The following is a 26,483-nucleotide window of genomic DNA, read 5'->3' on the forward strand; positions in this document are numbered from 1 at the left end:
TCAGTCAGACGCCTTCTGCCGCTGCACTTCGGCGGCGTCGGCCTGGTCCTCCGGATCGCGCAGTTGCTGCGGCACGGCCCGCCCCTGGACCATCCACGACGTGCCGAACGCACCGAGCGCAAGCGCCTCCATCCAGAAGGTCAGATTGTTGCCGCGCCACGCGTCTCCGACCAGCAGGTCCCCGGCGGCGATGGCAAGCGTCGAAACGACGATGACGGTGCCGGAAACGCGGTAAATCGCGTTACGCATCCGCTTTGCTCGAGAAAGAGGTTCATGTGCGCGGTGTGCGGGGACACGGGTGAAGACGAAGAAACAGAAAAAGGCGAGCACCGCGAACAGCGCTCCGGCGGATCCTGCGTGAACCCAGTATCCGATCTGAGGATAAAGGCGGGTCTCCGTCTCGCATTGCCCAAGCGCATCGAGCGCCTCGCAACCGGTCACCCAGCCCTCCATAGGAACGAGCGCGACAAGCAGGGCGGCAACCCCTGCAAAAGTTGCGAGCTGCGCAACATGCGGGGTCCAGCCGCGATAGGCGAGTAGCAGCGATGCGATCAGCACGAGGCTGCCGACGAAAATGTCGCCCAGCACCAGTTCCTCGTAATAATACCCGCTGAGCGCTTCGCGAAAGTCGCCGAGCAGCACGCCGCCCAAACCGAGCACGATCGGCAGGCCGAAGGCCACGACGCCGACGACACGGGCGAGCCGCCGCTGGTCGAACCGCAGCTTGGGATCGCGGGCATATACGTAGTCGCCAGTGCGCTGATAGCGTTGCGGGTCGACTTCGAAAGGCATGTCCATTGGACGGTCCTAGCGGAAGCGTCCGGAGGAGCGAAGCGGTTCCGCGAGCTATTTGCGCTCAAGCAGCGAAGCGGTAGCGCCAGATATCCGCGCTCAACCAGCGAAGCGTTAGCGCAAAGAGATGGTGCCCCTGGCCCGACTCGAACGGGCACTCCCGAAGGAAAGCGATTTTGAGTCGCTCGCGTCTACCAATTCCACCACAGGGGCACGCCTGATGTGGAGCGCGGCTGTTAGCGCCGCGCTCGCGTCACTTCAAGACGTCTGTTTGCCGCCCGCTCCGCTATTTGAGCGAGTTCGCGAGCAGCTTGTGCAACTTCGAATGCAGGCTGTCGTTTGCGGCGAGCACCTGCTCCGCAAGGATCGGATTGGAACGCCCGCGGAAATCGGAGACGAAACCGCCTGCCTCGCGCACCAGCAGGCAGCCGGCAGCGGTATCCCAGTCGTTGAGGCCGCTCTCCCAGAAGCCGTCGAACCGGCCCTGTGCCACCCAGGCGAGGTCGAGCGAGGCGGCACCGAAGCGGCGAATCCCGGCGACTTCCGGCCCGATCGCTCCGTAAATGCGGCTCCATTCGGCGAAATCGCCCTGCCCTTGAAAGGGAATGCCGGTGGCAACCAGTGCATCAGGCAGGTGGCGACGACCCGATACCCGCAGCCGCGCGTCTTGCAGCCACGCGCCGCGGGTCTTTTCCGCCCAATAGGTTTCGTCGTTGATCGGGTGGTAGATCACCGCGGCGGTGACATCGCCCCAGCCTTTCCCGTCAAGCCGTGGTTCCTGCACCGCGATGCTGATCGCAAAATGCGGAATGCCGTGGAGAAAATTAGAAGTGCCGTCGAGCGGATCGACGATCCAGCGCGGCTTGTCCGGCGCGCCTTCGATCACGCCGGCCTCTTCCATCACGAAACCCCAGTCGGGCCGCGCATGAAGCAACTCGTCGTAGATCGTGCGCTCCGCGCGCATATCGGCCTTGGACACGAAGTCGGCGGGCCCCTTGCGACTCACCTGCAGGTGCTCGACTTCGCCGAAATCGCGGCGCAAGCGCCCGCCCGCCTTCCGCGCAGCGCGTTCCATGACGCGGATCAGGCCTGAAAACATCGACATGAATTCTCCAATTCCGCGCCAGAAAGCGCACGGACTCTCTTAGCGCGGCTGAGCGGGTGCCTCGCCGGTCGGTTCCGGTTGGAACCCGCAAATACCCGCCATCAATCCGAGCATCGCGCCGGTATCGGTGCGATCGAGCTCTTCGGGATTGGCAGCGATAGCCTTGTCCATCGCAACCGTGATTTCCTGCATCGAGTTCTGGTAAATGCAACCGACGAGGACGTTCTTGATTTCCCCGTCGACCTGCTCGGAATTGAGCGCGGCGAAAAGCAGCCGGATGTTTTCGACGGCATGCTGCCGGGTTTCGGTATCATCGGCGGTCGTCGCATCCTGGGCGGCGGTCGACACCGCTGCCCCGGCGCCGAGTCCGGCGATGGCAAGAGTAGTAACGAAAGTCTTGAAAATACGCAGTTTCACTAAATCAACCAGCCTTTCCAACATAGGTCTGTTCGTACACATCGACCACGATCCGCGTGCCGCTTTCGATATGCGGCGGGACCATGATGCGAACGCCGTTATCGAGCACGGCGGGCTTGTAGCTTGAGGAGGCGGTCTGCCCCTTCACCACCGCATCGGCTTCGACGATTTCCGCCTCGACCTGCTGCGGCAGCTCGACCGAGATCGGCTTTTCCTCCCAGAGTTCAAGCTTTACCTCCATCCCGTCCTGCAGGAACGGGCGGGCATCGCCCAGCAGGTCCGACGGCAGGTTGATCTGCTCGTAGGTGTTCTGGTCCATGAAAACGAGCATGTCGCCGTCTTCATAGAGGAACTGGTATTCCTGCGTATCAAGCCGCACCTTCTCGACCGTGTCGGCGCTGCGGAAGCGCACGTTGGTCTTGCGGCCATCCTGCAGGTTCTTCATCTCGACCTGCATGTAAGCCCCGCCCTTGCCGGGCTGGGTGTGCTGGATCTTGGCGACCTTCCAGATGCCGCCCTCGTATTCGAGGATATTGCCGGGACGAATATCGACGCCGCTGATTTTCATGGGGGCTCGTGCCTTTGTGCAGGATGGTGGGCGCGGCTCGCGGGCCTTGCGCTCGGGTAACTTGTGATGCGCGCCAATAGCGAAAGGCCCGGCTTCGGGCAAGCGCAGCCGAACGGGAGACGTTTCAGCCGCAATTCAGCTATCCGTGGTTAACGCCGTGGCGCAAGGCTGGGCCGGGTGCTAGGCCCGCCGCACGATGAGATCGCACCGATGAAAACCAGATACGTTGTTCTTCTGACCGCGGTAGCCGCCATCGTGGCGGCCACTTCTCCGTTGATCGCGCAAAAGTCTCCACCCTCGGGTGGAATGCTGCGCACCATGCCGCTCGGAACCTATGAATGCGCCCTGCCCGGCGATGCCGGCGGCGAAGCCTATCGCGTCGTAGAGGAAGAGCAATTCCGCATCCGCCCCGCTTCGGGCTATGACAATGCCGAGGGCAAGGGCATCTACATCCTGCGCGGTACCGAGCTGACGTTCACGCGCGGCCCGAAGAAGGGCGAGGTTTTCGAACGGATCGGCACCAACCAGCTGAAGCGCGGCGAGATGATCTGCACCCGGCTGGGCGGGAGCGCCTGATCCCGATTATTCGCCAGCGTCCGTAGGCGCTGCAACCGGCGGCATCTGCGGTTGCGCGGCAGGTTCGGCCGTAGGGGCCGGGGTAGGCGACGATGTCGGCGAAGGCGTCGGAGACGGCTCCTGCATGATCGGCGGCGCGCTCGGCGTGACCTCGGCTTCGGGAGAGGGCTCGGGCGCCGCGACATCTTCCCCAGCCTGTCGTTCGCTCGCCTTTTCGAGCAGTGTGGTACCGAAAAGGATCCAGATCAGCGACGTGATCGTCGCAGTGACGACGATGGTGAGCAGGCGGTCGAGGAATTTCATGCGCGTTTACTCTCCGTCTGTGATCGCTTTGGCAAACGCCTCGATTGCCGCGACTTCATCACCGTTCCAGATCGCGCCCGACACCGCAAGAAAGTCGGCGCCCGCATCGACCAGCGGCGCGCAATTTTCCGGCGTGATCCCGCCGATCGCGACACAGGGCAGTTCGAACAGGGTCGACCACCACGACAGGATTTCGGGCGTCGGCCGCTCGGCGTCGCCCTTGTCCTTGGTGGTGCTGTCGAAGAACGCTCCGAAGGCGACATAATCCGCCCCGGCCTCGCCCGCTTCCATAGCCAGGTGCTTCGACGCGTGACAGGTGACGCCGATCTGCGCCTCGCGGCCCAGCGCATCGCGCGCTTCCTTTGGCGAGCCGTCATCCTGCCCAAGGTGCACGCCATCGGCCTTGATCCGCTTCGCCAGTGGAATGCTGTCGTTGACGATGAAGGCCACGTCATGCGCGGCGCAGATTGTCTGCAAGGGCTCGGCGAGCGCAGCGGCTTCGTGCTGGTCGATATCCTTCACACGGAACTGGAAAGCGGTGACGAGGCCCTTGCCCGCCGCCAGCGCGCGCTCGAACCGCTGCGGGAATGCGCCGCCAACGTCGAGCGGCGAGATCAGGTAAAGCTGGGTTGCCGTTTCGCTCACACGAGCGCCTTAGCCAGAGCAGCTCGCGCTCGCAATCTTGTCGATCGCCCCACCCAGCGCCGCGTCGAATTCCGCATCGCTCTGGTCCTTGCGCAGATCCTGCAGCAGCCCGCGGCTGAAGCTCGCAATCATGCCGGGGTTCCTGGCGAGGTGCGCGCAGGCATCGTCGGTGGAATAGCCACCCGAAAGGGCGACCACACGCAGCACATTGGGGTGCTCTATGGCAGGCGCATAGAGGCCGGGCTTTACGGGAATCGAAAGCTTGAGCATCACCGTCCGGGCTTCGGGCAGTGCATCGAGGCCTTTCATGATTTCGGCCAGTAGCATGTCCTCGCCCTCGGCGCGGTCCGCAGCGTGGATGTCGTATTCGGGCTCCAGCATGGGCACGAGGCCCGCATCGGCGATCCGGTTGCCGACCTCGAACTGCTGCTCGACAATCGCCGCGATCCCGCCGGCATTGGCCGACTTGATGACCGAGCGCATCTTGGTTCCGAACATGCCCTTGCCGACCGATTTCTCGAGCAGCGCAGGCAGCTTGTCGAGCGGCTTCATCAGTTGGACGCCGTCGCTCTCGTCGGCAAGGCCCTGATCGACCTTGATAAAGGGTACGATTCCGCGATCTTTCAGCGCATAGGTTGTCGGCTTGCCATCGACCTGACCGTCCATCGTCTTTTCGAACAGGATCGCGCCGATGACCTTGCCGCTACCGAAGCACGGGGAAGTGATCACACGGCTGCGCATTTCGTGGATGCGCGCGAACATCTCCTCATCACCCGCCCATTCGCTGTCCTCCACGCCGTAGCCGCGCAGCGCCTTCGGGGTAGAACCGCCCGACTGATCAAGCGCGGCGATAAAGCCCTGCCCTTCACGGATCTTTGCGGCCATCTGATCGGTGTTCATCGGCGATTCCTTATCCTGTGCATACCTATGCATAGAGAGATCGTGCGCGCCTTAGACAGTGCCGTCCGATGCTGCAATATGGGGGCACAAAGAATCCTCGGTTGAGGCGTAAGTCTGGTGGTAGAGGAGAGTTCGCAATGCTCGACCCGAAACAAGAACAGCTCTGTGCGGAAAACGAAACCGACTTCAGCGATCTGTCCGCCTTGTTCGTCAATTGCACGCTCAAGCTTGCTACCGAACAAAGCCACACCCAGACGCTGATCGACATTTCGGCGGAGATCATGCGGAAATCGGGCGTGTCGGTCGAGACAGTGCGGGCGACCGATTTCGATATCGCCTGGGGCGTGTTTCCCGACATGACCGAACATGGCGCGCAAAACGACGCTTGGCCCAAGCTTTGGGAGAAAGTCCAAACTGCGGACATTCTCGTCATCGGCACTCCGATCTGGCTGGGGGAGAAGAGCTCGGTGTGCCAGCTCATCATAGAGAAACTCTATGCCCATTCGGGTCAGACGAATGATCGCGGGCAATATGTGTTCTACGGCAAGGTCGGCGGCTGTCTCGTTACCGGCAACGAAGACGGGATAAAGCATGTCGGCATGGGCGTGCTCTATGCCATGCAGCATGTCGGCTACACGATTCCGCCGCAGGCCGACGCAGGTTGGATCGGTGAGGCAGGCCCCGGTCCGTCATTCGGAGACGAATTGGACGATGGCTCGCGCGCCGGTTTCGACAATGATTTCACGCGCCGCAACACGACATTCATGACGTGGAACCTGATGCACTTTGCACGGATGCTCAAGGATGCTGGAGGCATCCCCGCCTATGGCAATTCCAAGGACCTTTGGCAGGAAGGGTATCGCTTCGATTCACTCAATCCCGAGTATCGATAAACCCTAGTCGCGCCGCGCGAGCTTGCGAATTATCCCCGTGAAACTGAGCGCAGGCTCGCCGTCGCCGGTGATCAGACCGCGCACGAAGATCGTTTTGCCGCCGCCGCGCGTAACCTCTCCGCGCGCCTCCATCAACGCACCTGCCCTCGCTGCGCCGAGGAAGTCTCCCGAAAGGTTCATCGTCACAGCGTTGTCGCCGTTCAACTCATCGGTCGCGATGGCAAACAAGGCGAAATCGGCAAAGGTGAGCAGGCAACCGCCGTGCATGAACCCTGCTCCGTTCATATGGCGCTGTTCGGCACGGAAAGCGCTTACATAGGTGCCGTCGTCCTCGCGCCGCATGAAGAACGGACCGGAACGCGTCTCGTAGGGGTCGTGGTTCCAGTGATACCAGCCCGCGAACTCGCCCTCGCTGGCCTGCACCGCATTCCCGTATCCATACTCGGTCTTGGTTTCGTTCATTTCACTTCACCGCCACAGCTGCAATCGGCGCACCGTTTCGGCGTGCGTACCATCGTCTTCGACCTTCGACAGGCCGCGTTCGACCAGTTTCCATCCTCCGATTCGGAATTTGCGCCACAGGCCGGTGAGCAGGAAGCGGCCCGACCAGTCTTTCGCACCCAGCGATACTTCAAGCTCGGCCCCGGCGGTGAACCACGCTGTGCGGCCGTGCTGGCGGACGAGGTTTTCGCCAAGGCGAAAGCCGCTGCACCGCAAATCGCGTTCGATCGCCGCGACGAAGCTCGGACGGTCGAGAAGTTCGGGGGGGTTGGTGCCGAGGATCATCATGAAATCGCGTGCGGCAAGCTTGCGTATCGTCCCGGCGTCACGGTGCATCCACGCCTGCATCAGGCGCAATTCGCTGGCCTCGATGATTGGCGCGATTTCCGCCATGGATCAGGCTTCCAGCGCGGCGACGCCGGGCAGGACCTTGCCTTCCATCCATTCCAGAAACGCGCCCCCCGCAGTCGAAATGTAGGTCACATCCCCGGTCACACCCGCCTGCGCCAGCGCGGCAACGGTGTCCCCGCCCCCGGCGACGCTGATCAGCGAGCCTTCCTGCGTCAGCGCGGCGACATGGCGCGCGAAGGCCATGGTGGCGGTGTCGAACGGCTCGGTCTCGAACGCGCCGAGCGGGCCGTTCCACACCAGTGTGCGGCAGGTCTTGAGCACATCGGCGAGCGCCTCGGTCGCGCCGGGGCCGATGTCGAGGATCATCTCGTCCTCAGCGACTTCGTGGACATTGCAGGTGCGCAGCGACGGCGGATTGGGCGCAAATTCCTTCGAAACCACCACGTCATACGGCAGGTGGACGGTGCACCCCGCATGATCGGCCTCGTCCATGATCTTCGATGCGGTGCCGGTCAGGTCGTGCTCGCACAGCGATTTTCCGACATCGACCCCGCGCGCGGCAAGGAAGGTGTTCGCCATCCCGCCGCCGATGATAAGGTGCTGGACCTTGCCGACGAGGTTTTCGAGCACGGCAAGCTTGGTCGAAACCTTGGCCCCGCCGACCACCGCCGCGACCGGCTGTTCGGGGCTGCCCAGCGCTGCGTCGAGTGCTTTAAGCTCCTTCTCCATCGCGCGGCCCGCATAGGCCGGGAGGAAATGCGCGATGCCTTCGGTCGTCGCATGCGCACGGTGTGCCGCGCTGAACGCGTCGTTGACGTAGAAATCGCCATTCGCCGCGATAGCCTGAGCGAAATTCGGGTCGTTCGCCTCTTCGCCCGTCCAGAAACGGGTGTTTTCCAGCAAGCCGATATCGCCGTTGCGCAGGATCCCGATCGACTGTTCGACCACCGGACCGGCGACTTCGGGGATGAACATCAGTTCCTTGTCGATCACGCCTTCGACGTCGCCAACGACCATACTCGTCGAAAGCACGCTGGAACGCTTTCCGCCCGGACGCCCGAAATGCGCGAGCAGCAGGACCTTCGCGCCCTTCTCGCTGAGTTCGAGAATGGTCGGCTTGACCGCCTCGACGCGGGTGACGTCCGTCGCCGAACCGTCCTTCATCGGCAGATTGAGGTCTACGCGGACCAGCGCAACCTTGCCGGTCAAGTCGCCGAGATCGTCGAGGGTTTTGAAAGCGGCCATGGCCGTTTACTCCGAGCTAAATGGGCGATTTGCTGCAGGCGATGGTGGCTTCGAAACTTGAGGCTTCTGCGCGGCAGGTGCGCTTAGCACGTTCCCGTTCGAGTGCTTCGCCAACCGTCTCAGACGCGACTTCGGGCCTTTGCGAAAGGACCGTGTGCAGCTTGATGCGCTCCCACACTACCTTGTCATCACCCTCGAGGCGCCCTTCAATAACTTCCATCGCCTGCACATCATCGATGTCAGGCATCGCTTCATCACAGATGCTTTGCGGCCCGTTCTCACCGCATGCGAACACGGCCAGCGAAAGCGCGGTTATCAGGGCCAGTCGTGAGAGCTTGGACATCATGTCTTATGTCATTCGCTCAAAGGAACTTCGCCATCACGCCTGCAGTGTCGATCATGCGATTGGAGAAGCCCCATTCGTTGTCATACCACGAAACGACCCGGGCGAGCTTGCCTTCCATCACGCTGGTTTCGAGACTGTCGACGGTCGAGCTGGCCGGATGGTGGTTGAAGTCCGAGGAGACCAGCGGCTCGTCGGTGTAATCGAGCACGCCCTTCATCGCGCCGTCGGCAGCGGCCTTCAGCGCGGCGTTGAGCTCATCCGCGCTGGTGTCGCGCTTGGGCTGGAAGACGAGATCGACGAGGCTGACATTGGGGGTCGGCACCCGCACGCTCGACCCGTCGAGCTTGCCAGCCAGTTCGGGCAAAACCAGGCCGACGGCGCGCGCCGCGCCGGTCGTCGTCGGGATCATGTTCTGCGCCCCGCCGCGCGCACGGCGCATGTCGCTGTGCATCTGGTCAAGCATGCGCTGGTCGTTGGTGTAGGAATGGATCGTGGTCATGAAGCCGCGCTCGATACCGACGGTGTCGTTCAGCACCTTGGCCACCGGCGACAGGCAGTTTGTGGTGCAGCTGGCGTTCGAGACGATCACGTCTTCCGCAGTCAGCACGTCATGATTGACCCCATACACGATCGTGGCCGAAACATTCTTCGCCGGGGCCGAGATCAGCACGCGCTTGGCACCCGCCTTGAGATGCGGCTCGGCGGCTTCGTGGCTCTGGAAGAAGCCGGTGCATTCCATCACGATATCGATGCCCTGCGCGGCGTGCGGCAGATTGCCCGGATCGCGTTCCGAGGTCACCGCGATCGTCTTGCCGTTGACCACCATCGATCCGTCGGTCGCTTCGACCGTTCCCGGGAAGCGTCCATGGGTGGAATCGTATTTGAACAGCAGTGCGTTCGCCTTGGTGTCGGCGAGATCGTTGATCGAAACGAGTTCGAGATCGTGATCGTCGCGCTCGAGGATTGCACGAGCGACGAGGCGTCCGATGCGTCCGAAACCGTTGATCGCGACTTTGGTAGCCATGAAAGAAACTCCTGCTTAGCTGTTCAATTTGTTCTGGATTTTGGGGACGATCGCGTCCGTCGTAAAGCCGAAATGGGCGAACAGGTCCTTCGCGGGGGCCGAGGCGCCGAAGCTGTCGATGCCGATAGTGAGCCCGCCCTTTCCGGTGTAGCGTTCCCAGCCGAAGGTGCTGCCCGCTTCGATCGAAACGATGAGCGCATCCTCCGGGATAAGATCGGCGCGGTATTCGTCTTCCTGTTCTTCGAAGAGTTCGGTGCAGACCATGGAAACGACATCGGTACCGATACCATCGGCCTCGAGCGCTTTCGCGCAATCCATTGCGAGACCGATTTCGGACCCGGTGGCGAGGATAACAACCTTGCGGGTGCCTTCGGCGGCTTTGAGGCGATAAGCGCCCTTCGCCGACAGATTCTCCTCGGCCGCTTCGAGCCGGACCTGCGGCAGGCCCTGACGCGAGAGCGCAAGGATCGTCGGGCGGTCCTTTTGCTTGAGCGCGACTTCCCAGCATTCGGCCGTTTCGACCGCGTCCGCCGGGCGCATCACCAGTACATTCGGCATCGCCCGCAGCGACGCGAGGTGCTCGATCGGCTGATGGGTCGGCCCGTCTTCGCCAAGCCCGATGCTGTCATGCGTCATCACGTAGATCACGCGCGCCTTCTGCAGCGCGGACAGGCGGATCGCGCCGCGCGCATAGTCGGTAAACACAAGGAAGGTCCCGCCGTAAGGGATCACGCCGCCATGCAGCGCCATGCCGTTCATCGCCGCGGCCATGCCGAATTCGCGGATGCCGTAATAGACATAGCGACCCGAATAATTGTCGGCAGTGAAAGGCTCGATCCCGCCCGCCTTGGTGTTGTTCGAGCCGGTCAAGTCGGCACTGCCGCCGATAGTGTCGGGCAGGCGCGGATTGATCTCGGCCAGCGCCATCTCGCTTGCCTTGCGGGTCGCGACGCTTTGCGGGTCGGCAATGAGATTGGCGATATGCTGCTGCGCGGCGTCGCCGTGCGGAAGCTCGCCTGCCATCCGCCGCTCGAATTCGTCCTTGTGATCCGATCCCGCGAGCGCGGACTCCCATTGCGCCGACAGGTCACGCCCGGCATCGCCGGTCTTGCGCCAATCCATGAGGATTTCCTCGGGAACGACGAACGGCTCCGCTTCCCAACCGAGCATCTCGCGTGCACCGGCGACTTCGTCCGGGCCAAGCGGCGATCCGTGAGTGGAAGCCGTTCCCTGCTTGGTCGGCGCGCCCTTTCCGATCACGGTCCGGCAGGCGACCAGCGAGGGACGAAGCGCCTCCTTGGCCTCTTTGATCGCGCGTTCGATGTCGTCGAAATCGTGGCCGTCGCATTCGCACACGTGCCAACCCGTTGCCTCGTAACGTGCCTTGACGTCTTCGCTGGTCGAAAGGTCGGCGCTGCCGTCGATGGTGATGTTGTTGTCATCCCATAGAACGATCAGGCGACCGAGGTGGAGGTGGCCGGCAAGCCCGATCGCCTCGTGGTTGATCCCTTCCATCAGGCAGCCGTCGCCGGCGATCACCCAGGTCCGATGATCGACCAGATCGTCACCGAAGACCGCGTTGAGGTGCCGTTCGGCCATCGCCATGCCGACCGCCATCGCCAGGCCCTGACCCAGCGGACCGGTGGTGCATTCGACACCTTCGAGAAGGAAATTTTCCGGGTGACCGGCGCAGGGGCTGCCCAGCTGGCGGAAGTTGCGGATGTCTTCCATCGTCGGGCGCGCGTAGCCGGTGAGATGCAGCAGGCTGTAGATCAACATCGATCCGTGACCGGCAGACAAGACAAAGCGATCGCGGTCGGCCCAGTCCGGTCGTGCAGGATCGAACTTGAGGTGGTTCCTGAACAATACCGTCGCCACGTCGGCCATGCCCATCGGCATTCCCGGATGGCCTGAATTGGCGGCCTGCACCGCATCCATCGAAAGCGCGCGAATGGCGTTTGCCATGTTCTGCAAGCGGGCGGTGTCAGTCATGCGGGTCAAGTGCCTCCTGCTGGCGCGTGGCTCGATTGTTATATTGCCGTGCGCGCTGCCGACCTCAAGCGCGGTCGATTCGATCCGTATGCGATGCCATTGCCGAGCGGTATGGGGAGGTCAAGCGGTCCGCGCGCGTGCGCGAGCTTTGCTCCCCAGCGACCCGTCCGCCGCATAGCCCACACCACTTATCAACAGGAGCGCCCAAAGCTTTGCGTGCGAAGGGCAATCTTTATATAAATCTATCCATGGGCGAGAGCCGGATCGTAGAAGCGATGACGCGTATCGAAACCGCGATGGAGCGGATCGCCGCTGCGCGCGCCTCCGCTCCGGCGAAGACAGACGACACGGCAGGCTCGGCCAAGGTCATGGCGCTGGTCAACGCGCATGAGAAACTCCGCGAGGAAGTCGCTGAAACCATGCGGGAACTCGACGCGGTGATCGAGGAGCTGGAAAATTGAAAGCACATCGATGAGCCAGGTCACCCTTACCATCGGCCCCAAATCCTATGTGGTGAACTGCGCCGATGGCGAGGAAGAGCATATTGGCAAACTCGCCGCCATGATCGACGAGAAATACGCGCAACTCGGCGCCGCGCGCGCGCCGCAAGAGGCGCAGAACATGCTGTTCGCTGCGCTTTTCCTCGCGGACGAGCTTGCCGAGGCACGCAGGGCGACAGAGAGCTGCGAGCAGAACGCCGAGCACGAAAAGGTCCGGTCGGGCGGCAAGAAAGCCGAGTTGCGCGCCGAGATCGAGGTGCTGACCAAGGCAGAGGCGCGTGCGCGCGAGGAAGTGACGACGCTCAAGGCCGAACTGGCCAAAATGCGCGAAGCTGCCAGTCACCAGCACGACCTGTTCGGAGCGCCCGGTGTCAGCGATGCAGTGATCGAAAGGCTCGAAGCGCTCGCGGTTCGGGCCGAAGCGACCGCCGACACGCTTGAAGCGCAGGCTCCGGCCTCCTAAGTCCGTTCGCGGCGGGACTGCCCGGCACGAGCCGTTCGAATATCCCTGAGGCTATAAGCAATCCTAGGGAGCTGTCCCTGTCCCGGAGCACGGGTTCGTCCCGGGCTTCAGGATATACGGCGCCCACCTGACGTTTTGGCGTCAGAGGATTTCACTGGCAACGACCCATGGTGGTTCCGTCACTGTTTTTGCGCACGCCATCAGGCGCGCGATTTCCTCGCTCATGCGGCTTTCAGCCGCGTCGCTGCGGGCGGGCGGTCGCCCTTGCGGCCCTGCAGGCCGAAGACTACTTCGTCGTTGATGTCGCAATCGAAACCAGAACTGCGCAAGGCGCTGCGCAAGGCCCGGCGCGAGCATGTCGCGGAGCAGCCTGAGGCTATCCGCGCGCTATTGTTCCATCGCCCGCCTGCCCCGCTGCTGGCCAAGATCGGTGCCGACGCGGTGATCGGCGTGTATCGCGCGAACCGGAACGAAGCCCCGGCCGCCGGATATGCGAGGTACTTCCACGAACACGGCCACACCATCGCTCTGCCTCATTTCGCCGATGAGAGGGCTGCGATGACCTTCCGCGCCCACACCGATCCGTTCGGCGAGAGCGACCTCGAGCCGGGCCCGTTCGGGATCGCCCAGCCGAAAGCGGATGCGCCGGAAATCACTCCGGACGTCCTGTTCGTGCCGCTGATCGGCTTTACCGCCGAATGCGAGCGGCTCGGGCAAGGCGGCGGGCATTACGATCGCTGGTTGGCGGAACATCCGGGCCGCATGGCGATTGGTCTCGCGTGGGACGTGCAGCTTTGCGACACGCTCCCGTCCGAACCGCACGACATCGCTCTCGATGCGGTGATCACGCCCAGCCGGATGTACGGGATACATTGATGAGAGAAACACCCACCTGGCGAATTCCGATCGGGATCATCGGCCTGCTTATCGGGCTGACGGTCTACGGGGTGGTGATCGCCCGCTACGCGCCCGACATTATCGGCGGCTGGCCCACCTGGGTGCAGACGATCATCTATCTGGTGCTTGGCCTGATCTGGCTGCTGCCGCTGAAGCGCTTCCTGATCTGGATGGAAACCGGGCGCTGGTCACCCCCCGAATCCACCGACTAAAGCCGCTCTGCGTATTCAGCCTCTAGCTGTTGATCGCGCACCCAGAAATCCGTTTCCCGGTCACCGACCAGCACTTCGGCAAGCAAGTCGAAATGGCCGTGCCATCCGGCAAAAACGCCGATCCGCATGTCGCGTCCGACGATACCGGTGTGGACGAGGTGAAGCTCGGTCGTCGTCGCATCGATTGCGGTGAGCGTTATGTCGACCGTGCTTGCCTCTCCCCCGGCTGACTCGAACCAGGTAAAGACCAGCCTTCTCGGCGGATCGAATTGCAGGATCTCACCGCGATGGGTCGCGGTTTCCTCGCTGGCATATTTCTCCGGAGGAGGAGTGTCCGCGAGGCGACGATGATCGAATTGGAATACGATCTCTTCCCCGGCGCTGTCGCCGGTCGAGCCGCCGCAAAACCACAATTTCCGCTTTTCGGGATCGACCAGGAATTGCCAGAGTTTCTCGGCACTCGCCTCGAAGCGCCGCGTGAACTGGATTTCCGCCGGTCCGGTTTGCACGCCATAGTCACTCATCGCCATCCTCCTTCAGCGCGGTCTCAAGCGCATCGAGCCGCTCGTTCCAGAATTCCGTGTAGCGCTGCACCCAGTCGCGCGCTGACAGCAGGGCTTCGGGCTGCAGACGACAAACCCGCTCGCGGCCGCGTTTCTCGCGGGTGAGCAGCCCAGCCCGTTCGAGGACGCCGACATGTTTGGAAGCTCCCGCGAGTGTCATCTTGGCCGGTTCCGCCAGCTCTCCGACGGTCCGCTCGCCGCGCGCGAGGTCTTCGATCATGCGCAAGCGGGTCGGGTCGCCGAGCGCGCGAAAGACCCTGTCGAGTGAAGTCTCATCCTCAACCATCTGGTTGATAATACCGTGCCAGCCAAAAACGTCAACTATTCGGTTGAACGTCTCGGATCACCGCCTTCGCTTGAGGAAAGATTGCCAGCGCGCGGTCTCTTGCCTAGCCTTGCCCGGGAGAGAGGAACTCTATGGCAAGCACTGTCGGCGCAGCAGTCCCACCGGCTGCGGATCGCCCCTCCATCGGCGTGAAACTCGCCCACGGCTTTGGCGCCGCCGCGTTCGGTATTAAGAACAACGGCTTCGACTATTTCCTGCTGCTGTTTTACGGCACCGTTGTCGGGTTGGAACCGGGACTTGTGGGTCTGGCGATCCTGATTGCGCTCCTGTTCGACGCGGTCAGCGATCCGCTGGTTGGCTACTGGTCGGACAATCTCGAGTCGCGCTGGGGCAGGCGTCATCCCTTCATGTATGCCGCCGCTATCCCCGTGGCGGTTACCTATTTCCTGCTGTGGAACCCGCCCGATCTGTCGCAGACGGGTCTCTTCCTGTATCTCACAGTGATAGCGGTCCTGATCCGCACGTTGATCACCTTCTACGAAACGCCCTCCAGCGCCCTGATGCCCGAGCTCACCCGGGATTACGAGGAGCGCACCAGCCTGCAGGCCTATCGCCTGTTCTTCGGCTGGGTGGGCGGAAATGTCATGAGCATCCTGATATTCGGCGTTCTGCTTACAGGTCCATTGGGGCTGCGCGACCGCGAAGGATACGAAACTTACGGGATCATTGGCGGCGTGCTGATCTTCGTCGCGATCATGATCTCGGCGCTGGGCACTCATCACAAGATCCCCTCGCTTTCGAAACCTGTGCGCGCCACCGAACAATTCAGCCTCCGCCGGCTTTTCCGCGAGATGGTCGAGACGCTGAGCGAGAAGAGCTTCATCGCATTGTTCCTTTCGACTGTGATCTTCTCGATCGCCGCGGGCCTCCACGCTGCGCTCGCCTTCCTGCTGCTCAATTATTTCTGGGGCTTCAGCGAGTTCCAGATCTTCATCTGGACCATCACGGTCATCCTTTCGGCAGCAATGGCATTCGCGATCGCACCGTGGGCCACGCGCAGGCTGGGCAAGAAGAAGGCAACGATTTCGCTGGGGCTCCTCGCCTTTACGGTGCAGCCGCTCCCGGTCATTCTGCGGCTGTTCGGCCTTATGCCCGAGAACGGCGACCCGATCCTCTTCCCGCTCGTGCTCGGGATCAACATCATCGATCTCGCGCTGATCATCGCGGTGCAGACGGTCGCCTACTCGATGATCGCGGATCTGGTTGAATCCAACCAGGTGAAGACCGGCAGGCGCACCGAAGGCGTGTACTACGCCGCCATCACCTTCTCACGAAAGACGACGCAAGGCCTTGGCGTGCTGGCGGCGGGCATGATCCTTTCGATCGTAGCCTTTCCCGAGGGCGCAGCACCGGCGGATGTGCCCGAGGACACGCTGTGGTGGCTCGGCGCGCTTTACGCCCCGCTGCTGCTGTGCCTGTGGCTGGTCTCGCTCTACATCCTGTCGCGCTACCGCATCGACAAATCTCAGCACGAGGCGAACCTCGCAGCCCTCAACGAAAGGGGCTGATTCCGGCGACTGATTTTCAGGAATGTCCCAAGTGGCGCGAGTGACGGGACTTGAACCCGCGACCTTCGGCGTGACAGGCCGACACTCTAACCAACTGAGCTACACCCGCGCAGCCACTTGGGAGCCGCGCAAATAGGGCCGCCTGCATATGCTGTCAACGGCCCTGTACGCGAAAAACGAACTTTCTTTGGCGCTTCAATCCGACAGCAGCAGGACCGGCGTTTCGATCAGTTTTTTCATCTCCTGGATGAAGCTCGCCGCGTCGTATCCGTCGACCACGCGGTGATCGCAACTGATCGATATGTTCATCAGCTTGCGCTTCTCGATCCGCTCCTGACCGTCGGGTCCGGTGACGAACATCGGGCGTTCGATTATGCGGTTCGGCCCGATGATCGCGACTTCCGGACGGTTGATGACGGGCGTGGTCGCAACCCCGCCGAGCGGGCCCAGCGAAGTGACCGTCAGCGTCGAGCCCGAGAGCTCGTCCGACTTGGCCGAGCCGTCGCGCGCAGCCTCCGCGAGCCGCACGATCTCGCGCGCCAACTGCCAGATGTTGCGGCTCTGCGCGTCCTTGATCACCGGAACCATCAGGCCGTTGTCCGTCTGGGTCGCCATGCCGAGATGCACACTGCCATGGCGGGTGACGACATTCGCCTCGTCGTCATAGCGCGCATTGATCATCGGGAAGTCGGGGATCAGCTTGCAGATGGTCGTGATGAGCAGCGGCAGCATGGTGAGCTTGGGCTTGTCGCCCCGCCCTTCGTTGAGCTGCGCGCGCATGCGCTCCATTTCGGTGACGTCGCATTCTTCGACATAGGTGAAGTGCGGGATGTTGCGCTTCGCCGCGCTCATGTTCTGGGCGATGCGCTTGCGCAGGCCGACCACCTTGATCGCCTCGTCTTCGCGCGTCTTGCCCGCGGCTGCGAAGCCGCCGCCTGCATTGTAGGCGAGGAACTGGTCGAGATCGCCGTGCCGGATACGGCCGTCTTCGGCGGGTTTCACCTGCGCGAGATCGATACCGAGGTCTTTGGCGCGCTTGCGCACCGCGGGCGATGCGAGGACCTTGGTCGCCGCGGGTGCGGGTGCCGGCGCAGGCGCAGGAGCGGGCGCCGGTTCCGGGGTTGGTTCCGGTTCGGGCTCCGGTTCGGGGGCTGGCTCTGGCGCCGGCTCGGAATCGGCATCGTCGGCTACCGCCTCGTTCGCTTCCTCGACATCGTCGGGCACTTCGCCTTCGACCTCGATCACCAGCAGCATCGACCCGACCGCGATCGTATCGCCGACCTCGCCCGCGACCTCCAGCACCTTGCCGTCGACCGGGCTTTCGATGTCGATCGTCGCCTTGTCGGTCATCACGTCGACGAGATGCTGGTCTTCCGACACGGTGTCGCCGACCTTCACCTGCCATTCGACGATCTCCGCCTCGGCCACGCCTTCGCCCACATCGGGCATGTTGAAAGTGAATTTTGCCATCGTCTCAGGTCATCCTCTGGTGCGCCGCTGCGCCGGAAAGGGAAACTGACGAAGTTGACACCGTGTCATCCTGCATTTCGCCTCCTATCCCTTTCAATTCAAACATCATTTTACCGAAATCAGAAATTGACACTTGTCCGATTTCTTTTTCCGACCCTCGTCGCCGCCGATCTGCGCTGGCATAGCGGGACACGGGTAGGAAAGTCATTTTCGAGCCGCTCCGCTACTCCTCCAGGATCTTGTCGATCGCCTCGCCGATGCGGACAGGGCCGGGGAAATAAGCCCATTCGAGGCTGTGCGGATAGGGAGTGTCGAAGCCGGTCACACGCTCGACCGGAGCTTCGAGGTGGTAGAAGCAGCGTTCGGTCACGAGCGCTGAAAGCTCCGCACCGAAGCCACTCGTGCGGGTCGCTTCATGCACGATCAGACACCTGCCGGTCTTTTTCACCGACGCCTCGATCGCCTCGATATCGAGCGGGACAAGCGTGCGCAGGTCGAGGATTTCGGCATTGACGCCCTTCTCGCGGCACACGCTTTCGGCCACGTGGACCATCGTGCCATAGGCGAGCACGGTCAGCGCATCGCCTTCGGTAACGGTGCGCGCCTTGCCGAGCGGGATCTTGTAATAGCCTTCCGGAACGATGCTCGCCTCGTGCTTCTTCCACGGCTCGACCGGCTTGTCGTAAAAACCCGAAAACGGCCCGTTATAGATGCGCTTGGGCTCGAAGAAGATCACCGGGTCGTTATCTTCGATGCAGCTGATCAGCAGGCCCTTGGCGTCGTAGGGCGTGGACGGGATCACCGTCTTGAGCCCCGAAACGTGAGTGAAGATCGATTCCGGCGACTGCGAGTGGGTCTGACCGCCGAAGATGCCGCCACCGAAGGGTGAACGTACGGTCATCGGCGCGATATACTCGGTTGCCGAGCGGTAACGCAGGCGTGCGGCCTCCGAAATCAGCTGGTCGAGCCCGGGATAGATGTAATCGGCAAACTGGATTTCGGGGACGGGACGCAACCCGTACGCCCCCATGCCCACCGCGACACCGATAATGCCGCATTCGGAGATCGGCGTGTCGAACACGCGGGTCTTGCCATGCTTTTCCTGCAGGCCCGCCGTGCAGCGGAATACCCCGCCGAAATAGCCGACATCCTCGCCCATCACGATCACGTCCGGATCGCGTTCGAGCATGATGTCGAGCGCTTCGTTGATCGCCTCGATCATGTTGACCCGGCGCTCGGTCTTCTCCTCGGCGGGAGCGTCAGTCTTGGTCTTGGTCTCAGCGCTCATTCGTAGGGCCTTTCCTTGCCGAACTTGGCGATCCGCTCCCTGGTCGCCTGCTCGGCCTGTTCCTCGAGGTGCCACGGCAGCTCTTCGAACACGTCCTCGAACATGGTGTGGAACGGGTGATGCATTCCGTGGCCGAGGATGCCGTTCTTCTCGGCTTCCTTGGTGGTCGCCTTGACCTCCTCGGCGCAGCGCTGGTCCATTTCCGCCTGACGCCCTTCGTCCCACTCGCCGATCGCGATCAGGTGGTTCTTGAGGCGCATGATCGGATCGCCCAGCGGCCAATCCTCGCGCTCCTGCGCGCTGCGATAGCCGGAGGGGTCGTCCGAGGTCGAGTGCCCCTCGGCGCGATAGGTGAAGTATTCGATCAGCGTCGGACCCTCATTGGCCCTGGCGCGGTTCGCGGCCCAGCGCTGCGCAGCGTAACAGGCGAGCGCATCGTTGCCGTCGACGCGCAGACCCGCGAGGCCATAGCCCAGCGCGCGTGCGGCGAAGGTAGTGCGCTCCGCTCCGGCAAATCCCGAGAAGCTCGAAATCGCCCACTGGTTATTGATAACATTGAGGATAACCGGTGCATTATACACCGTCGCAAAGGTGCAGGCGCTGTGGAAATCGCCTTCCGCGGTCGAGCCCTCGCCCACCCAGGTCGCCGCGATACGGCTGTCACCCTTGATCGCAGAAGCCATCGCCCAGCCCACCGCTTGCGGGGTCTGCGTGGCGAGGTTGCCAGAGATCGAAAAGAAGCTGTGCTCGCGGCTCGAATACATGATCGGCAGCTGGCGACCTTTCAGCTTGTCGCCCTTGTTCGAATAGATCTGGTTGATCATTTCGAGCATCGGATAACCGCGCGCGATCAGGATGCCCTGCTGGCGATAGGACGGAAACACCATGTCGTCGCTCGCGAGCGCCATCGACGCGGCAACGCTGGTCGCTTCTTCGCCCGTGCACTTCATGTAGAAGCTGGTCTTGCCCTGCCGCTGGCCGCGGAACATGCGCTCGTCGAAAGCCCGCACCATCGCCATATGGCCGAGCATCGTGCGCAGCGTTTCGGGATCGAGCTTGGGATCCCACGGCCCATGCGCCTTGTTGTCCTCCCCCAGTACGCGGATCAGCCCGTAGGCGAGATCGTGGATTTCGGACGGGTCGACCGCTTCATCGGGACGCGGCTGCGCACCCGCTTCGCCGATGTCGAGACCCGAGAAATCGACCGGATCGCCGGGCCGGGATTTCGGCTCGGGCACATGCAGCTGGAGCGGCGGGCGGTTGTCCCCGGCCGCCCGGCCTGAAGGTTTCGGAGTGTCGGCCGGATCGGCCATGGCAGCGCTCTCCCTCTTGGAATCCCGGTCAGGGAAACCGCAATTTCGATGATTGCGTGAATACGTATTTTTATTTCACGCTGCGGGGCCGGTCAAGGATTCCCGCGGGATCGACGTCAAACCGCAACAGGTGCCTTGATCGGCGGCTGCGGTGCGTAATCATGCACCACGAAGTCCTCTATCCGGTAGTCGAATATTGTTTCCGGCGTGCGGGTGATCTCGAGCGTCGGCGCACCCGAAGGCTCGCGCGACAGTTGCTCGGTAATGAGGTGTTCGTGGTTGAGGTAGAGATGGACGTCCCCGCCCATCCACACCAGTTCGCCCGGTTCGAAGCCGGTCTGCTGCGCCATCATCCGAGTGAGCAGCGCCGCCGACCACAAGTTGAACGGCAAGCCCAGCGCGACATCGCAGCTGCGCTGATAGAGCAGGCAGTTGATACGGTCTCCGCTGACATGAAACTGGTAGGTCTTATGGCACGGCGGCAGCGCCATCCGGTCGAGCTCAGCGACGTTCCACCCTTCGATGATATGGCGGCGGCTGCCGGGATTGGTCCTGAGGCTTTCGACCACTTGTGCGACCTGGTTGATCCCCTCGCCTTTTTCGTAAAGCCCGTCCTTGCGATAGCGGTAGGTCGGCCAATCGACCCATTGCTTGCCATAGACCGGACCGAGATCGCCCCAGCGCTGCGCGAAGGCCTCGTCATCGGCAATGCGCTGGACGAAATCCTCGAGAGTGATCTGCTCGCCCGTCTCCTTGACGTAGCGCGCGTGCGGCCACTCGTTCCAGATCTTCACGCCCTGCAGCACCAGCGGGCGGATGTTGGTCTCGCCGGTCAGGAACCACAGCATCTCGCGGGTCGCGGTTTTCCAATAAACCCGCTTGGTGGTGAGCAGCGGCATTGCGCCATCGGCGAGGTCGTACCGCAGCATCGCCCCCGCGATCGAGCGCGTTCCCACGCCCGTGCGATCGACTCGCTCGCTGCCCGATTCCCAGATGCGGCGCATGAGGTCGAGATATTGCCGCTCGGGATGCGAGGCGGTGTTGATGGAATCGGAAATCGCGCTGCTGGCCATGGAGAAATCTATACGCGGCAATTGCCCGCTTGCCACCCCGCCCATCCACACCTATAGCGCGCGCCTTGCCTCGATCCGCGCGAATGATTCACGCGCAGGACCGACACGGTCGGGGAGTAGCTCAGCCTGGTAGAGCACTGTCTTCGGGAGGCAGGGGCCGGAGGTTCGAATCCTCTCTCCCCGACCAGTTTTCCAGCCGGAAGCGCGGGAGGCGGGATACGCCTCGCTACAGGATCGCCTGCGCCACTATCCCCGTCACGATCGTCAGCACGCCGAGTCCCACCGACAGGTGGATGCGCAGCCGCATGAAATCGGGCGTAGCATAGCCGAGCGCCCGGTCGACCAGCGGCGAGGCGAGGATGAAAGCGCCGAGATACATCATCGCAGGACCCGGCCATTCCCAGCCGATATTGTAGGGGATGAAGAACGCCACCGCGATCAGGCTCGGCAGCACGGCGAGGATGTAAGCCCCCGCCCCTGCATTGCCGGAGTACTTGGCGTTCTGGATCGCCTGCCCCCACCACACGCCGCCGAGAAAGCTGAAGATCGCCGCCGGATAGGCGAAGCCGAGGAACAGAGCGGTGTAGGCGTATTCGTGGCCGCTTGCGGCGAGGTACAGGCAGGCGATCTGCGGCAGCAGGCCGGCATAGCCGAGCCAGCGCGCTGCAGGTGTGAGTGTCGTCGGTCCATCCATACCGACCAAGCGTGCAAGCCTTGGCGCGGTTCCCGCGGAGCTTGCCCGTGGCCCGTGTTTGCGCCACCTAGCGGCGCATGGACCTGTTCGATCTTTCCGGCCGCGTGGCGGTCATCACCGGCGGCAATGGCGGCCTCGGCCTCGGCATGGCGCGCGGGCTTGTTAAATCGGGCGCGAATGTCGCGATCTGGGCGCGTAACGAGGCAAAGAACGCCAAGGCGCTGCTCGAAGTGCGCTCGTTCGGCACAGCGGAAGCGGTGGCGATCCCTTGCGACGTGGCCGAAGAAGCCGATGTCGAAGCGGCAATGGCGAAGACGCTCGAGATTTTCGGGCGGGTCGACGTGTGTTTTGCCAATGCGGGCATCTCAGGCGCAGGCACCGCCATCCCCGACATGACGGTGGAAGGCTGGGACCGGACGCTGGCGGTCAACGCGCGCGGCCCCGCCCTTACCTACAAGTACGTCACGCGCCACATGATCGAGCGCGCCAGGAACGGCGATCCCGGCGGGAAGCTGATCGTCACCTCCTCGGGCCAGTCGATCATGGGCGTGAACCGTTCGTCCGATTACGCCGCATCCAAAGCCGCCGTGAACGGCCTGACGCGCGGCGCGGCGTTCGAACTCGCGCGCTACCAGATCACCGCGAACGCACTGCTGTTCGGCTATTACGAGACCGACATCACCGCCAAGGCCGATCCCAAATTCGCCGCGTGGATGGAAAAGCGCATCCCGCTGCGCCGACCGGGCGATCACGAGGGGCTGGAAGGTCTCGCGGTGTTCTTCGCCTCGCCCCACAGCGACTACATCACGGGGCAATGCCTTCCCGTCGATGGCGGGCTGTGCATCAGCTGATCGCAGGCTGAGTGAATATCAACCTATTGGTTCCTGGACATATTTCGGAACGATCCACTCCGCCCACTCGTTGAATGAGCATATATCGGCGCGCTTCCGCGTCGCTGTCGCATCCCTCTCCGGAGACCGAAACCATGCTCGAACTTCTTACCCTCATCGCCACCGTCCTCCTGCCGCCGCTCGGCGTCGCACTGAAGAAGGGACTAGGGACCGATTTCATCATCAACCTGATCCTGACACTGATCTTCTTCGTGCCGGGACTGATCCACGCGATCTACGTCAACTATGTCGCCGGTGGGACGCGCGCGATCGCGTAAACCGAAACAACATTCTCTCGACGATTATCGAGCGGCCGGGCCCGGGGATATTTCCCGGGCCCGCGTCGTTTGTATGTTACGAGAAGCCGAAACGGACCAACGAGGAAAAATGCCAGACGACAATGACAACCGCGCAGACCGGGGACGCGAACGTTCGGTTCCATCCGGGCGGGTCTCGCGTTTTGCCAGTTTCGGCAGGCTCGCCAGCGGCGTCGCCGGCGGAATGATGGCCGAGGGAGCGCGGCGCCTCTCGCGCGGCGAGGGTATTAACACGCGCGACCTCATCCTTACCCCCGGCAATGCGCGGCGCATGGCCGACCGCCTCTCGCACCTGCGCGGCGCGGCGATGAAGATGGGTCAGATGATCAGCCTCGACGCGGGCGACTACCTGCCGCGCGAGCTTTCCGACATCCTCGCCACCTTGCGCGACCAGGCGAACTTCATGCCCGCACGCCAGCTCGACAAGGTGCTGAAGGAAGGATGGGGACCCGACTGGCGCAAGCGGTTCCGCTGGTTCAACCCGCGGCCGATCGCCGCCGCAAGCATCGGGCAGGTGCACAAGGCGCTGACCCGCGATGGCGAGGAACTGGCGATCAAGGTGCAATATCCCGGGATCGCCGGCAGCATCGACAGCGATGTCGACAACGTCATGACCTTGCTGCGCGTGGCGGGCTTCGCTCCGCCCGAGCTCGAAATCGACAAGCTGCTGGCCGAAGCCAAGAAACAGCTTCACGAGGAGGCCGATTATCGCCGCGAAGGCGAGCAGATGGAAATGTATCGGGAAAAGCTGGCCGACACTCCGGGCTTCGTTGTCCCGAAACTGTATGAGCCGCTGACGACGGACCGCATCCTCGCAATGAGTTTCGAAGAAGGAACGGGGATCGAGGAACTCGAGAACGAGCCCGACGAGCGGCGTGACGAAATCTACGCCCGATTGCTCCGGCTGGTCGCGCGCGAACTGTTCGAATTCGGGGTGATGCAGACCGATCCGAACTTTGCGAACTTTCGCTACCGGAAGGATAGCGGCGACATCGTACTGCTCGATTTCGGCGCGTGCCGCGAAGTCGATCCCGCGGTCTCCAATGCCTATCGCGCGATGCTCGAAGCCGGGATGGCGGGCGACCGTGAAAAGGTGAAGGAAGAAACCATTCGCGCCGGTTTCATGATGCCGATCGTGGTCGAGAAGCACGGCGAGCGGGTCGACCGGATGATCGATATCGTCATCAACGAAATGCGCGAGGACAAGCTCTTCGACTTCGGCGATCGCGCGTTCGTGCCGCTGCTGCGCGACGAAGGCTGGGAGATCGCGCAAGACAAGGACACCTGGGCCTTCCCCCCGATCGAAACGCTGTTCGTGCAGCGTAAAGTTTCAGGCACCGCGCTATTGGGCGCACGGTTGAAGGCGAAGGCCAATGTGCGGCGGATCACCGAGGAGGTGCTGGCCAGCACCGAGCCGATGGCGGCGAAGGCGGCTTAGCTCGCGTCGCTCTAGGGCGCCTCGGCTTCCTCGATAGCCGCGTAATGGTCCTGCTGCGCGGCAATCCACCGGTCGACATGCTCTTCGAGAACGTTGAGCGGAACCGCACCGTTTTCCAGCACCGTATCGTGGAATGTGCGCAGGTCGAAATTCGCACCCAGCGCTTCCTCGGCCCTCGTGCGCAACTCGCGGATCTTGAGCTCACCGATCTTGTAGGCGAGCGCCTGACCCGGCCAGGTCATGTAGCGATTGACCTCGGCGTCGATATTGGCGGGTGAAAGCGCGGTGTTATCGAGCATGTAGTCGACCGCCCGTTGCTTGCTCCATCCTTTCGAATGCAGCCCGGTATCGACCACCAGCCGCGTCGCGCGCCACATTTCGTAGGACAGGCGGCCCATTTCCTTCGCCGGCGTATCGTAAAGCCCCATCTCGATGCCGAGCCGCTCCGAATAGAGCCCCCAGCCTTCGACGAAGGCGGTGAAGAAGGTCCCGTTGGCGCGCAGCGGGTGGATGTCGAGTTCCTGCTGCAGCGCGATCTGGAGGTGGTGGCCGGGCACCGCCTCATGCACGCCGAGCGCAGGCAGCTCCCACAACGGGCGCTGGTCGAGCTCGGTCAGGTTGAGCCGATAGATCCCCGCCTGTCCGGTCTCGAGCGAACCCGGTTCGTAATAGGCGGTGGTGTTGCCCGGTGCGTTGGCAGCCGGAATCGGCAGCACGGTGTAAGGCTGGCGCGGAAGCGTGCCGAACAGCTTGGGCAGGAAACCGTCGATGTGCTTCGCAAGCGCCTGGGTGTAGCGCAGGTATTCCTGCTCGTCGGTCATGTAATATTGCGGATCGGTGCGCAGGTGCTCGATGAACGCCTCGCGCGTGTCGAAGCCCGCCTCGGCCGCGACCTCTTCCATTTCCGCACGGATGCGCGCGACCTCGGAAAGGCCGAGATTGTGGACCTCGTCGGGCGTCATGTCTGTGGTCGTGAACAGCTTCACCCGGTAGGCGTAGTATTCCTCCCCGCCCGGCGTCGCGAGAATACCCGGCGTGCCGGTACGGCAGTTGGGCGCGTATTCGTCCTCGTAGAAGGCGAGGAATTCCCGATAGGCGGGGAACACTTGCTGCTCGATAGCGACCCGCGCGGCCTGCCTGAGCGTATCCCACTCGGCTTCGTCGATCGCCGCCGGGCGCTCGCCCGCAAACGGCTGCCAAAATGGCGACTGCGTATAGTCGTCGACCAGCTGCTGTTCGATCCTGCCTTCGAAGCCCTGCATCGGTTCGCACGGCTGTGTCAGCCCCAGCTCCACGGCCTTGCGGCTGCGCGCGATGCCTTGCGCGTTCAATTCCCTGAAGGCGGCGAGGCGGGACACATAGCTCTCGTAATCCGCCTTGGTGAAGAACGGCGAGCGGTAGGGAAGCGAGGCGAAGCCGTTGAACCAGCCGCCGCGATTGGTGAACAGAATGTAGCGATTGTGTTCGAAATCCGCGCCTGCAACCGTATCTTCGAAGCCGCGCTTGAGGATCGCGTAATCGACCCGCAATTGGGTGGTCAGTTGTGCAGGATCGATCGCTTCAAGCCGCGCCAGGAACTCGCGCGCTTCGGCGATCGAGCGTTCGTATTCCGCCATGCTCAGATCGCCCAGCTTGCCGTCGCCGCGCCGGTCGCCGACGCTGGTCGCCAGCTGCGGCGAGGAATCGAGCGTGGCCTGCCAGATCTCTTCGCGCAGATCGGTGTAGGCCTGCACTGCCGGGCTTTCGGATTGCTGAGCGTGATCGTCATGCCCGTCTGCCAACGCGGGTGCGATCGGGACCATAGCGGCGGTGGCCAGCAGGGTAGCGGCAAGCAGCTTGTGCATCGTGAACTC

31 protein-coding genes, 3 tRNA genes and 1 other RNA gene are annotated in these 26,483 nt (G+C 62.8%); 12 read left to right on the top strand and 23 right to left on the bottom strand.

Going from position 1 to position 26,483, the window contains the following annotated elements; genetic code table 11:
* From ACI5KX_RS09920 to efp, 5 genes are all read right to left on the bottom strand, one after another.
* Positions 1-798: a hypothetical protein gene (locus tag ACI5KX_RS09920; RefSeq protein ID WP_406810501.1), complete on the bottom strand. Its 798-nt coding sequence runs from the start codon at positions 796-798 to the stop codon at positions 1-3.
* A 122-nt stretch (positions 799-920) separates the two neighbouring features.
* A tRNA-Leu gene (locus tag ACI5KX_RS09925) sits at positions 921-1,005 on the bottom strand.
* A gap of 73 nt (positions 1,006-1,078) precedes the next feature.
* Positions 1,079-1,897 carry an inositol monophosphatase family protein gene (locus tag ACI5KX_RS09930; RefSeq protein WP_406810502.1) on the bottom strand — a complete coding sequence of 273 codons (819 nt, stop codon included), beginning with the start codon at positions 1,895-1,897 and terminating at the stop codon, positions 1,079-1,081.
* Between the two features lie 39 nt (positions 1,898-1,936).
* Positions 1,937-2,314 (bottom strand): hypothetical protein, encoded by a 378-nt coding sequence (locus ACI5KX_RS09935; RefSeq protein ID WP_406810503.1) that lies wholly within the window; start codon positions 2,312-2,314, stop codon positions 1,937-1,939.
* 4 nt (positions 2,315-2,318) lie between these two features.
* Positions 2,319-2,882, bottom strand: a complete 564-nt coding sequence (gene efp / locus ACI5KX_RS09940) for an elongation factor P (RefSeq protein ID WP_406810504.1) — start codon at positions 2,880-2,882, stop codon at positions 2,319-2,321.
* Positions 2,883-3,092: 210 nt separating this feature from the next.
* Between efp and ACI5KX_RS09945 the strand changes: the two genes are divergently transcribed.
* Positions 3,093-3,458 carry an elongation factor P gene (locus ACI5KX_RS09945; RefSeq protein WP_406810505.1) on the top strand — a complete coding sequence of 122 codons (366 nt, stop codon included), beginning with the start codon at positions 3,093-3,095 and terminating at the stop codon, positions 3,456-3,458.
* Between the two features lie 6 nt (positions 3,459-3,464).
* Here the strand turns inward: ACI5KX_RS09945 and ACI5KX_RS09950 are convergent, their stop codons facing one another.
* From ACI5KX_RS09950 to ACI5KX_RS09960, 3 genes are read right to left on the bottom strand one after another with little or no spacing between them, the layout of a single operon-like run.
* Entirely contained in the window at positions 3,465-3,761 is a 297-nt protein-coding gene (locus tag ACI5KX_RS09950) for a hypothetical protein (RefSeq protein WP_406810506.1), read from the bottom strand.
* A 6-nt stretch (positions 3,762-3,767) separates the two neighbouring features.
* Positions 3,768-4,406 (bottom strand): thiamine phosphate synthase, encoded by a 639-nt coding sequence (gene thiE, locus ACI5KX_RS09955; RefSeq protein WP_406810507.1) that lies wholly within the window; start codon positions 4,404-4,406, stop codon positions 3,768-3,770.
* A gap of 9 nt (positions 4,407-4,415) precedes the next feature.
* Positions 4,416-5,306 (bottom strand): fructose bisphosphate aldolase, encoded by an 891-nt coding sequence (locus ACI5KX_RS09960; protein WP_406810508.1) that lies wholly within the window; start codon positions 5,304-5,306, stop codon positions 4,416-4,418.
* Positions 5,307-5,443: 137 nt separating this feature from the next.
* Between ACI5KX_RS09960 and ACI5KX_RS09965 the strand changes: the two genes are divergently transcribed.
* Complete coding sequence (locus tag ACI5KX_RS09965) at positions 5,444-6,199, top strand: flavodoxin family protein (RefSeq protein ID WP_406810509.1); 756 nt, start codon at positions 5,444-5,446, stop codon at positions 6,197-6,199.
* A 3-nt stretch (positions 6,200-6,202) separates the two neighbouring features.
* Here ACI5KX_RS09965 and ACI5KX_RS09970 read toward each other — a convergent pair whose 3' ends face one another.
* From ACI5KX_RS09970 to tkt, 6 genes are read right to left on the bottom strand one after another with little or no spacing between them, the layout of a single operon-like run.
* On the bottom strand, positions 6,203-6,661 hold the full coding sequence (locus tag ACI5KX_RS09970; RefSeq protein WP_406810510.1) for a PaaI family thioesterase: 459 nt from the start codon (positions 6,659-6,661) through the stop codon (positions 6,203-6,205).
* A 6-nt stretch (positions 6,662-6,667) separates the two neighbouring features.
* A complete protein-coding gene (locus ACI5KX_RS09975) occupies positions 6,668-7,093 on the bottom strand; it encodes a nuclear transport factor 2 family protein (RefSeq protein WP_406810511.1) in 426 nt (141 codons plus the stop codon).
* A 3-nt stretch (positions 7,094-7,096) separates the two neighbouring features.
* Positions 7,097-8,296: a phosphoglycerate kinase gene (locus ACI5KX_RS09980; protein WP_406810512.1), complete on the bottom strand. Its 1,200-nt coding sequence runs from the start codon at positions 8,294-8,296 to the stop codon at positions 7,097-7,099.
* A 16-nt stretch (positions 8,297-8,312) separates the two neighbouring features.
* On the bottom strand, positions 8,313-8,642 hold the full coding sequence (locus ACI5KX_RS09985; protein ID WP_406810513.1) for a hypothetical protein: 330 nt from the start codon (positions 8,640-8,642) through the stop codon (positions 8,313-8,315).
* Positions 8,643-8,658: 16 nt separating this feature from the next.
* Positions 8,659-9,666 (bottom strand): type I glyceraldehyde-3-phosphate dehydrogenase, encoded by a 1,008-nt coding sequence (gap, locus tag ACI5KX_RS09990; RefSeq protein ID WP_406810514.1) that lies wholly within the window; start codon positions 9,664-9,666, stop codon positions 8,659-8,661.
* Positions 9,667-9,681: 15 nt separating this feature from the next.
* Entirely contained in the window at positions 9,682-11,658 is a 1,977-nt protein-coding gene (gene tkt, locus ACI5KX_RS09995; RefSeq protein WP_406810515.1) for a transketolase, read from the bottom strand.
* 248 nt (positions 11,659-11,906) lie between these two features.
* Between tkt and ACI5KX_RS10000 the strand changes: the two genes are divergently transcribed.
* The 5 genes from ACI5KX_RS10000 (at position 11,907) to ACI5KX_RS10020 (ending at position 13,730) form a co-directional block, all read left to right on the top strand.
* Entirely contained in the window at positions 11,907-12,119 is a 213-nt protein-coding gene (locus ACI5KX_RS10000; RefSeq protein ID WP_406810516.1) for a hypothetical protein, read from the top strand.
* Positions 12,120-12,129: 10 nt separating this feature from the next.
* Positions 12,130-12,621, top strand: a complete 492-nt coding sequence (locus ACI5KX_RS10005) for a cell division protein ZapA (protein ID WP_406810517.1) — start codon at positions 12,130-12,132, stop codon at positions 12,619-12,621.
* 11 nt (positions 12,622-12,632) lie between these two features.
* Positions 12,633-12,802, top strand: a non-coding RNA gene (ssrS, locus tag ACI5KX_RS10010) — 6S RNA.
* 119 nt (positions 12,803-12,921) lie between these two features.
* On the top strand, positions 12,922-13,497 hold the full coding sequence (locus ACI5KX_RS10015; protein ID WP_406810518.1) for a 5-formyltetrahydrofolate cyclo-ligase: 576 nt from the start codon (positions 12,922-12,924) through the stop codon (positions 13,495-13,497).
* Complete coding sequence (locus ACI5KX_RS10020; protein ID WP_406810519.1) at positions 13,497-13,730, top strand: DUF2842 domain-containing protein; 234 nt, start codon at positions 13,497-13,499, stop codon at positions 13,728-13,730. The genes ACI5KX_RS10015 and ACI5KX_RS10020 overlap by 1 nt, the downstream gene beginning before the upstream one ends.
* Here ACI5KX_RS10020 and ACI5KX_RS10025 read toward each other — a convergent pair.
* Both ACI5KX_RS10025 and ACI5KX_RS10030 read right to left on the bottom strand, forming a co-directional pair.
* Positions 13,727-14,254, bottom strand: coding sequence for an SRPBCC family protein (locus tag ACI5KX_RS10025; RefSeq protein WP_406810520.1), 528 nt, complete (start codon positions 14,252-14,254; stop codon positions 13,727-13,729). The genes ACI5KX_RS10020 and ACI5KX_RS10025 overlap by 4 nt on opposite strands.
* Positions 14,247-14,579: an ArsR/SmtB family transcription factor gene (locus tag ACI5KX_RS10030; protein ID WP_406810521.1), complete on the bottom strand. Its 333-nt coding sequence runs from the start codon at positions 14,577-14,579 to the stop codon at positions 14,247-14,249. Before ACI5KX_RS10030 ends, ACI5KX_RS10025 begins: the two co-directional genes overlap by 8 nt.
* A 131-nt stretch (positions 14,580-14,710) precedes the next feature.
* Here ACI5KX_RS10030 and ACI5KX_RS10035 point away from each other — a divergent pair, with 131 nt between their 5' ends.
* Positions 14,711-16,147 carry an MFS transporter gene (locus tag ACI5KX_RS10035; protein WP_406810522.1) on the top strand — a complete coding sequence of 479 codons (1,437 nt, stop codon included), beginning with the start codon at positions 14,711-14,713 and terminating at the stop codon, positions 16,145-16,147.
* A 32-nt stretch (positions 16,148-16,179) separates the two neighbouring features.
* Here the strand turns inward: ACI5KX_RS10035 and ACI5KX_RS10040 are convergent.
* The 5 genes from ACI5KX_RS10040 to thyA form a co-directional block, all read right to left on the bottom strand.
* Positions 16,180-16,256 (bottom strand) — tRNA-Asp (locus tag ACI5KX_RS10040).
* 86 nt (positions 16,257-16,342) lie between these two features.
* Positions 16,343-17,617 (bottom strand): dihydrolipoamide acetyltransferase family protein, encoded by a 1,275-nt coding sequence (locus ACI5KX_RS10045; RefSeq protein WP_406810523.1) that lies wholly within the window; start codon positions 17,615-17,617, stop codon positions 16,343-16,345.
* 223 nt (positions 17,618-17,840) lie between these two features.
* Positions 17,841-18,905 (bottom strand): alpha-ketoacid dehydrogenase subunit beta, encoded by a 1,065-nt coding sequence (locus ACI5KX_RS10050; RefSeq protein ID WP_406810524.1) that lies wholly within the window; start codon positions 18,903-18,905, stop codon positions 17,841-17,843.
* On the bottom strand, positions 18,902-20,218 hold the full coding sequence (locus tag ACI5KX_RS10055; protein WP_406810525.1) for a 3-methyl-2-oxobutanoate dehydrogenase (2-methylpropanoyl-transferring) subunit alpha: 1,317 nt from the start codon (positions 20,216-20,218) through the stop codon (positions 18,902-18,904). Before ACI5KX_RS10055 ends, ACI5KX_RS10050 begins: the two co-directional genes overlap by 4 nt.
* A gap of 116 nt (positions 20,219-20,334) precedes the next feature.
* Positions 20,335-21,291: a thymidylate synthase gene (gene thyA, locus ACI5KX_RS10060; protein WP_406810526.1), complete on the bottom strand. Its 957-nt coding sequence runs from the start codon at positions 21,289-21,291 to the stop codon at positions 20,335-20,337.
* A 110-nt stretch (positions 21,292-21,401) separates the two neighbouring features.
* Here thyA and ACI5KX_RS10065 point away from each other — a divergent pair.
* Positions 21,402-21,478 (top strand) — tRNA-Pro (locus ACI5KX_RS10065).
* 39 nt (positions 21,479-21,517) lie between these two features.
* On the opposite strand, the gene ACI5KX_RS10070 is transcribed toward ACI5KX_RS10065, so the two are convergent.
* Positions 21,518-21,985, bottom strand: coding sequence for a DUF3429 domain-containing protein (locus ACI5KX_RS10070; RefSeq protein WP_406810527.1), 468 nt, complete (start codon positions 21,983-21,985; stop codon positions 21,518-21,520).
* Between the two features lie 77 nt (positions 21,986-22,062).
* Here ACI5KX_RS10070 and ACI5KX_RS10075 point away from each other — a divergent pair, with 77 nt between their 5' ends.
* From ACI5KX_RS10075 to ACI5KX_RS10085, 3 genes are all read left to right on the top strand, one after another.
* Positions 22,063-22,836: an SDR family NAD(P)-dependent oxidoreductase gene (locus tag ACI5KX_RS10075; RefSeq protein ID WP_406810528.1), complete on the top strand. Its 774-nt coding sequence runs from the start codon at positions 22,063-22,065 to the stop codon at positions 22,834-22,836.
* 74 nt (positions 22,837-22,910) lie between these two features.
* Positions 22,911-23,153 carry a YqaE/Pmp3 family membrane protein gene (locus ACI5KX_RS10080; protein ID WP_406810529.1) on the top strand — a complete coding sequence of 81 codons (243 nt, stop codon included), beginning with the start codon at positions 22,911-22,913 and terminating at the stop codon, positions 23,151-23,153.
* A 109-nt stretch (positions 23,154-23,262) separates the two neighbouring features.
* Positions 23,263-24,630, top strand: a complete 1,368-nt coding sequence (locus ACI5KX_RS10085; protein WP_406810530.1) for an ABC1 kinase family protein — start codon at positions 23,263-23,265, stop codon at positions 24,628-24,630.
* An 11-nt stretch (positions 24,631-24,641) separates the two neighbouring features.
* Here the strand turns inward: ACI5KX_RS10085 and ACI5KX_RS10090 are convergent, their stop codons facing one another.
* The gene (locus ACI5KX_RS10090; protein ID WP_406810531.1) at positions 24,642-26,474 is read right to left on the bottom strand and encodes a DUF885 domain-containing protein; all 1,833 of its coding nucleotides are present in this window, start codon (positions 26,472-26,474) and stop codon (positions 24,642-24,644) included.
* Positions 26,475-26,483: the final 9 nt, after the last annotated feature.

Source organism: Erythrobacter sp. GH1-10 (genome assembly GCF_045363165.1).
Taxonomy (GTDB): Bacteria; Pseudomonadota; Alphaproteobacteria; order Sphingomonadales; family Sphingomonadaceae; genus Erythrobacter.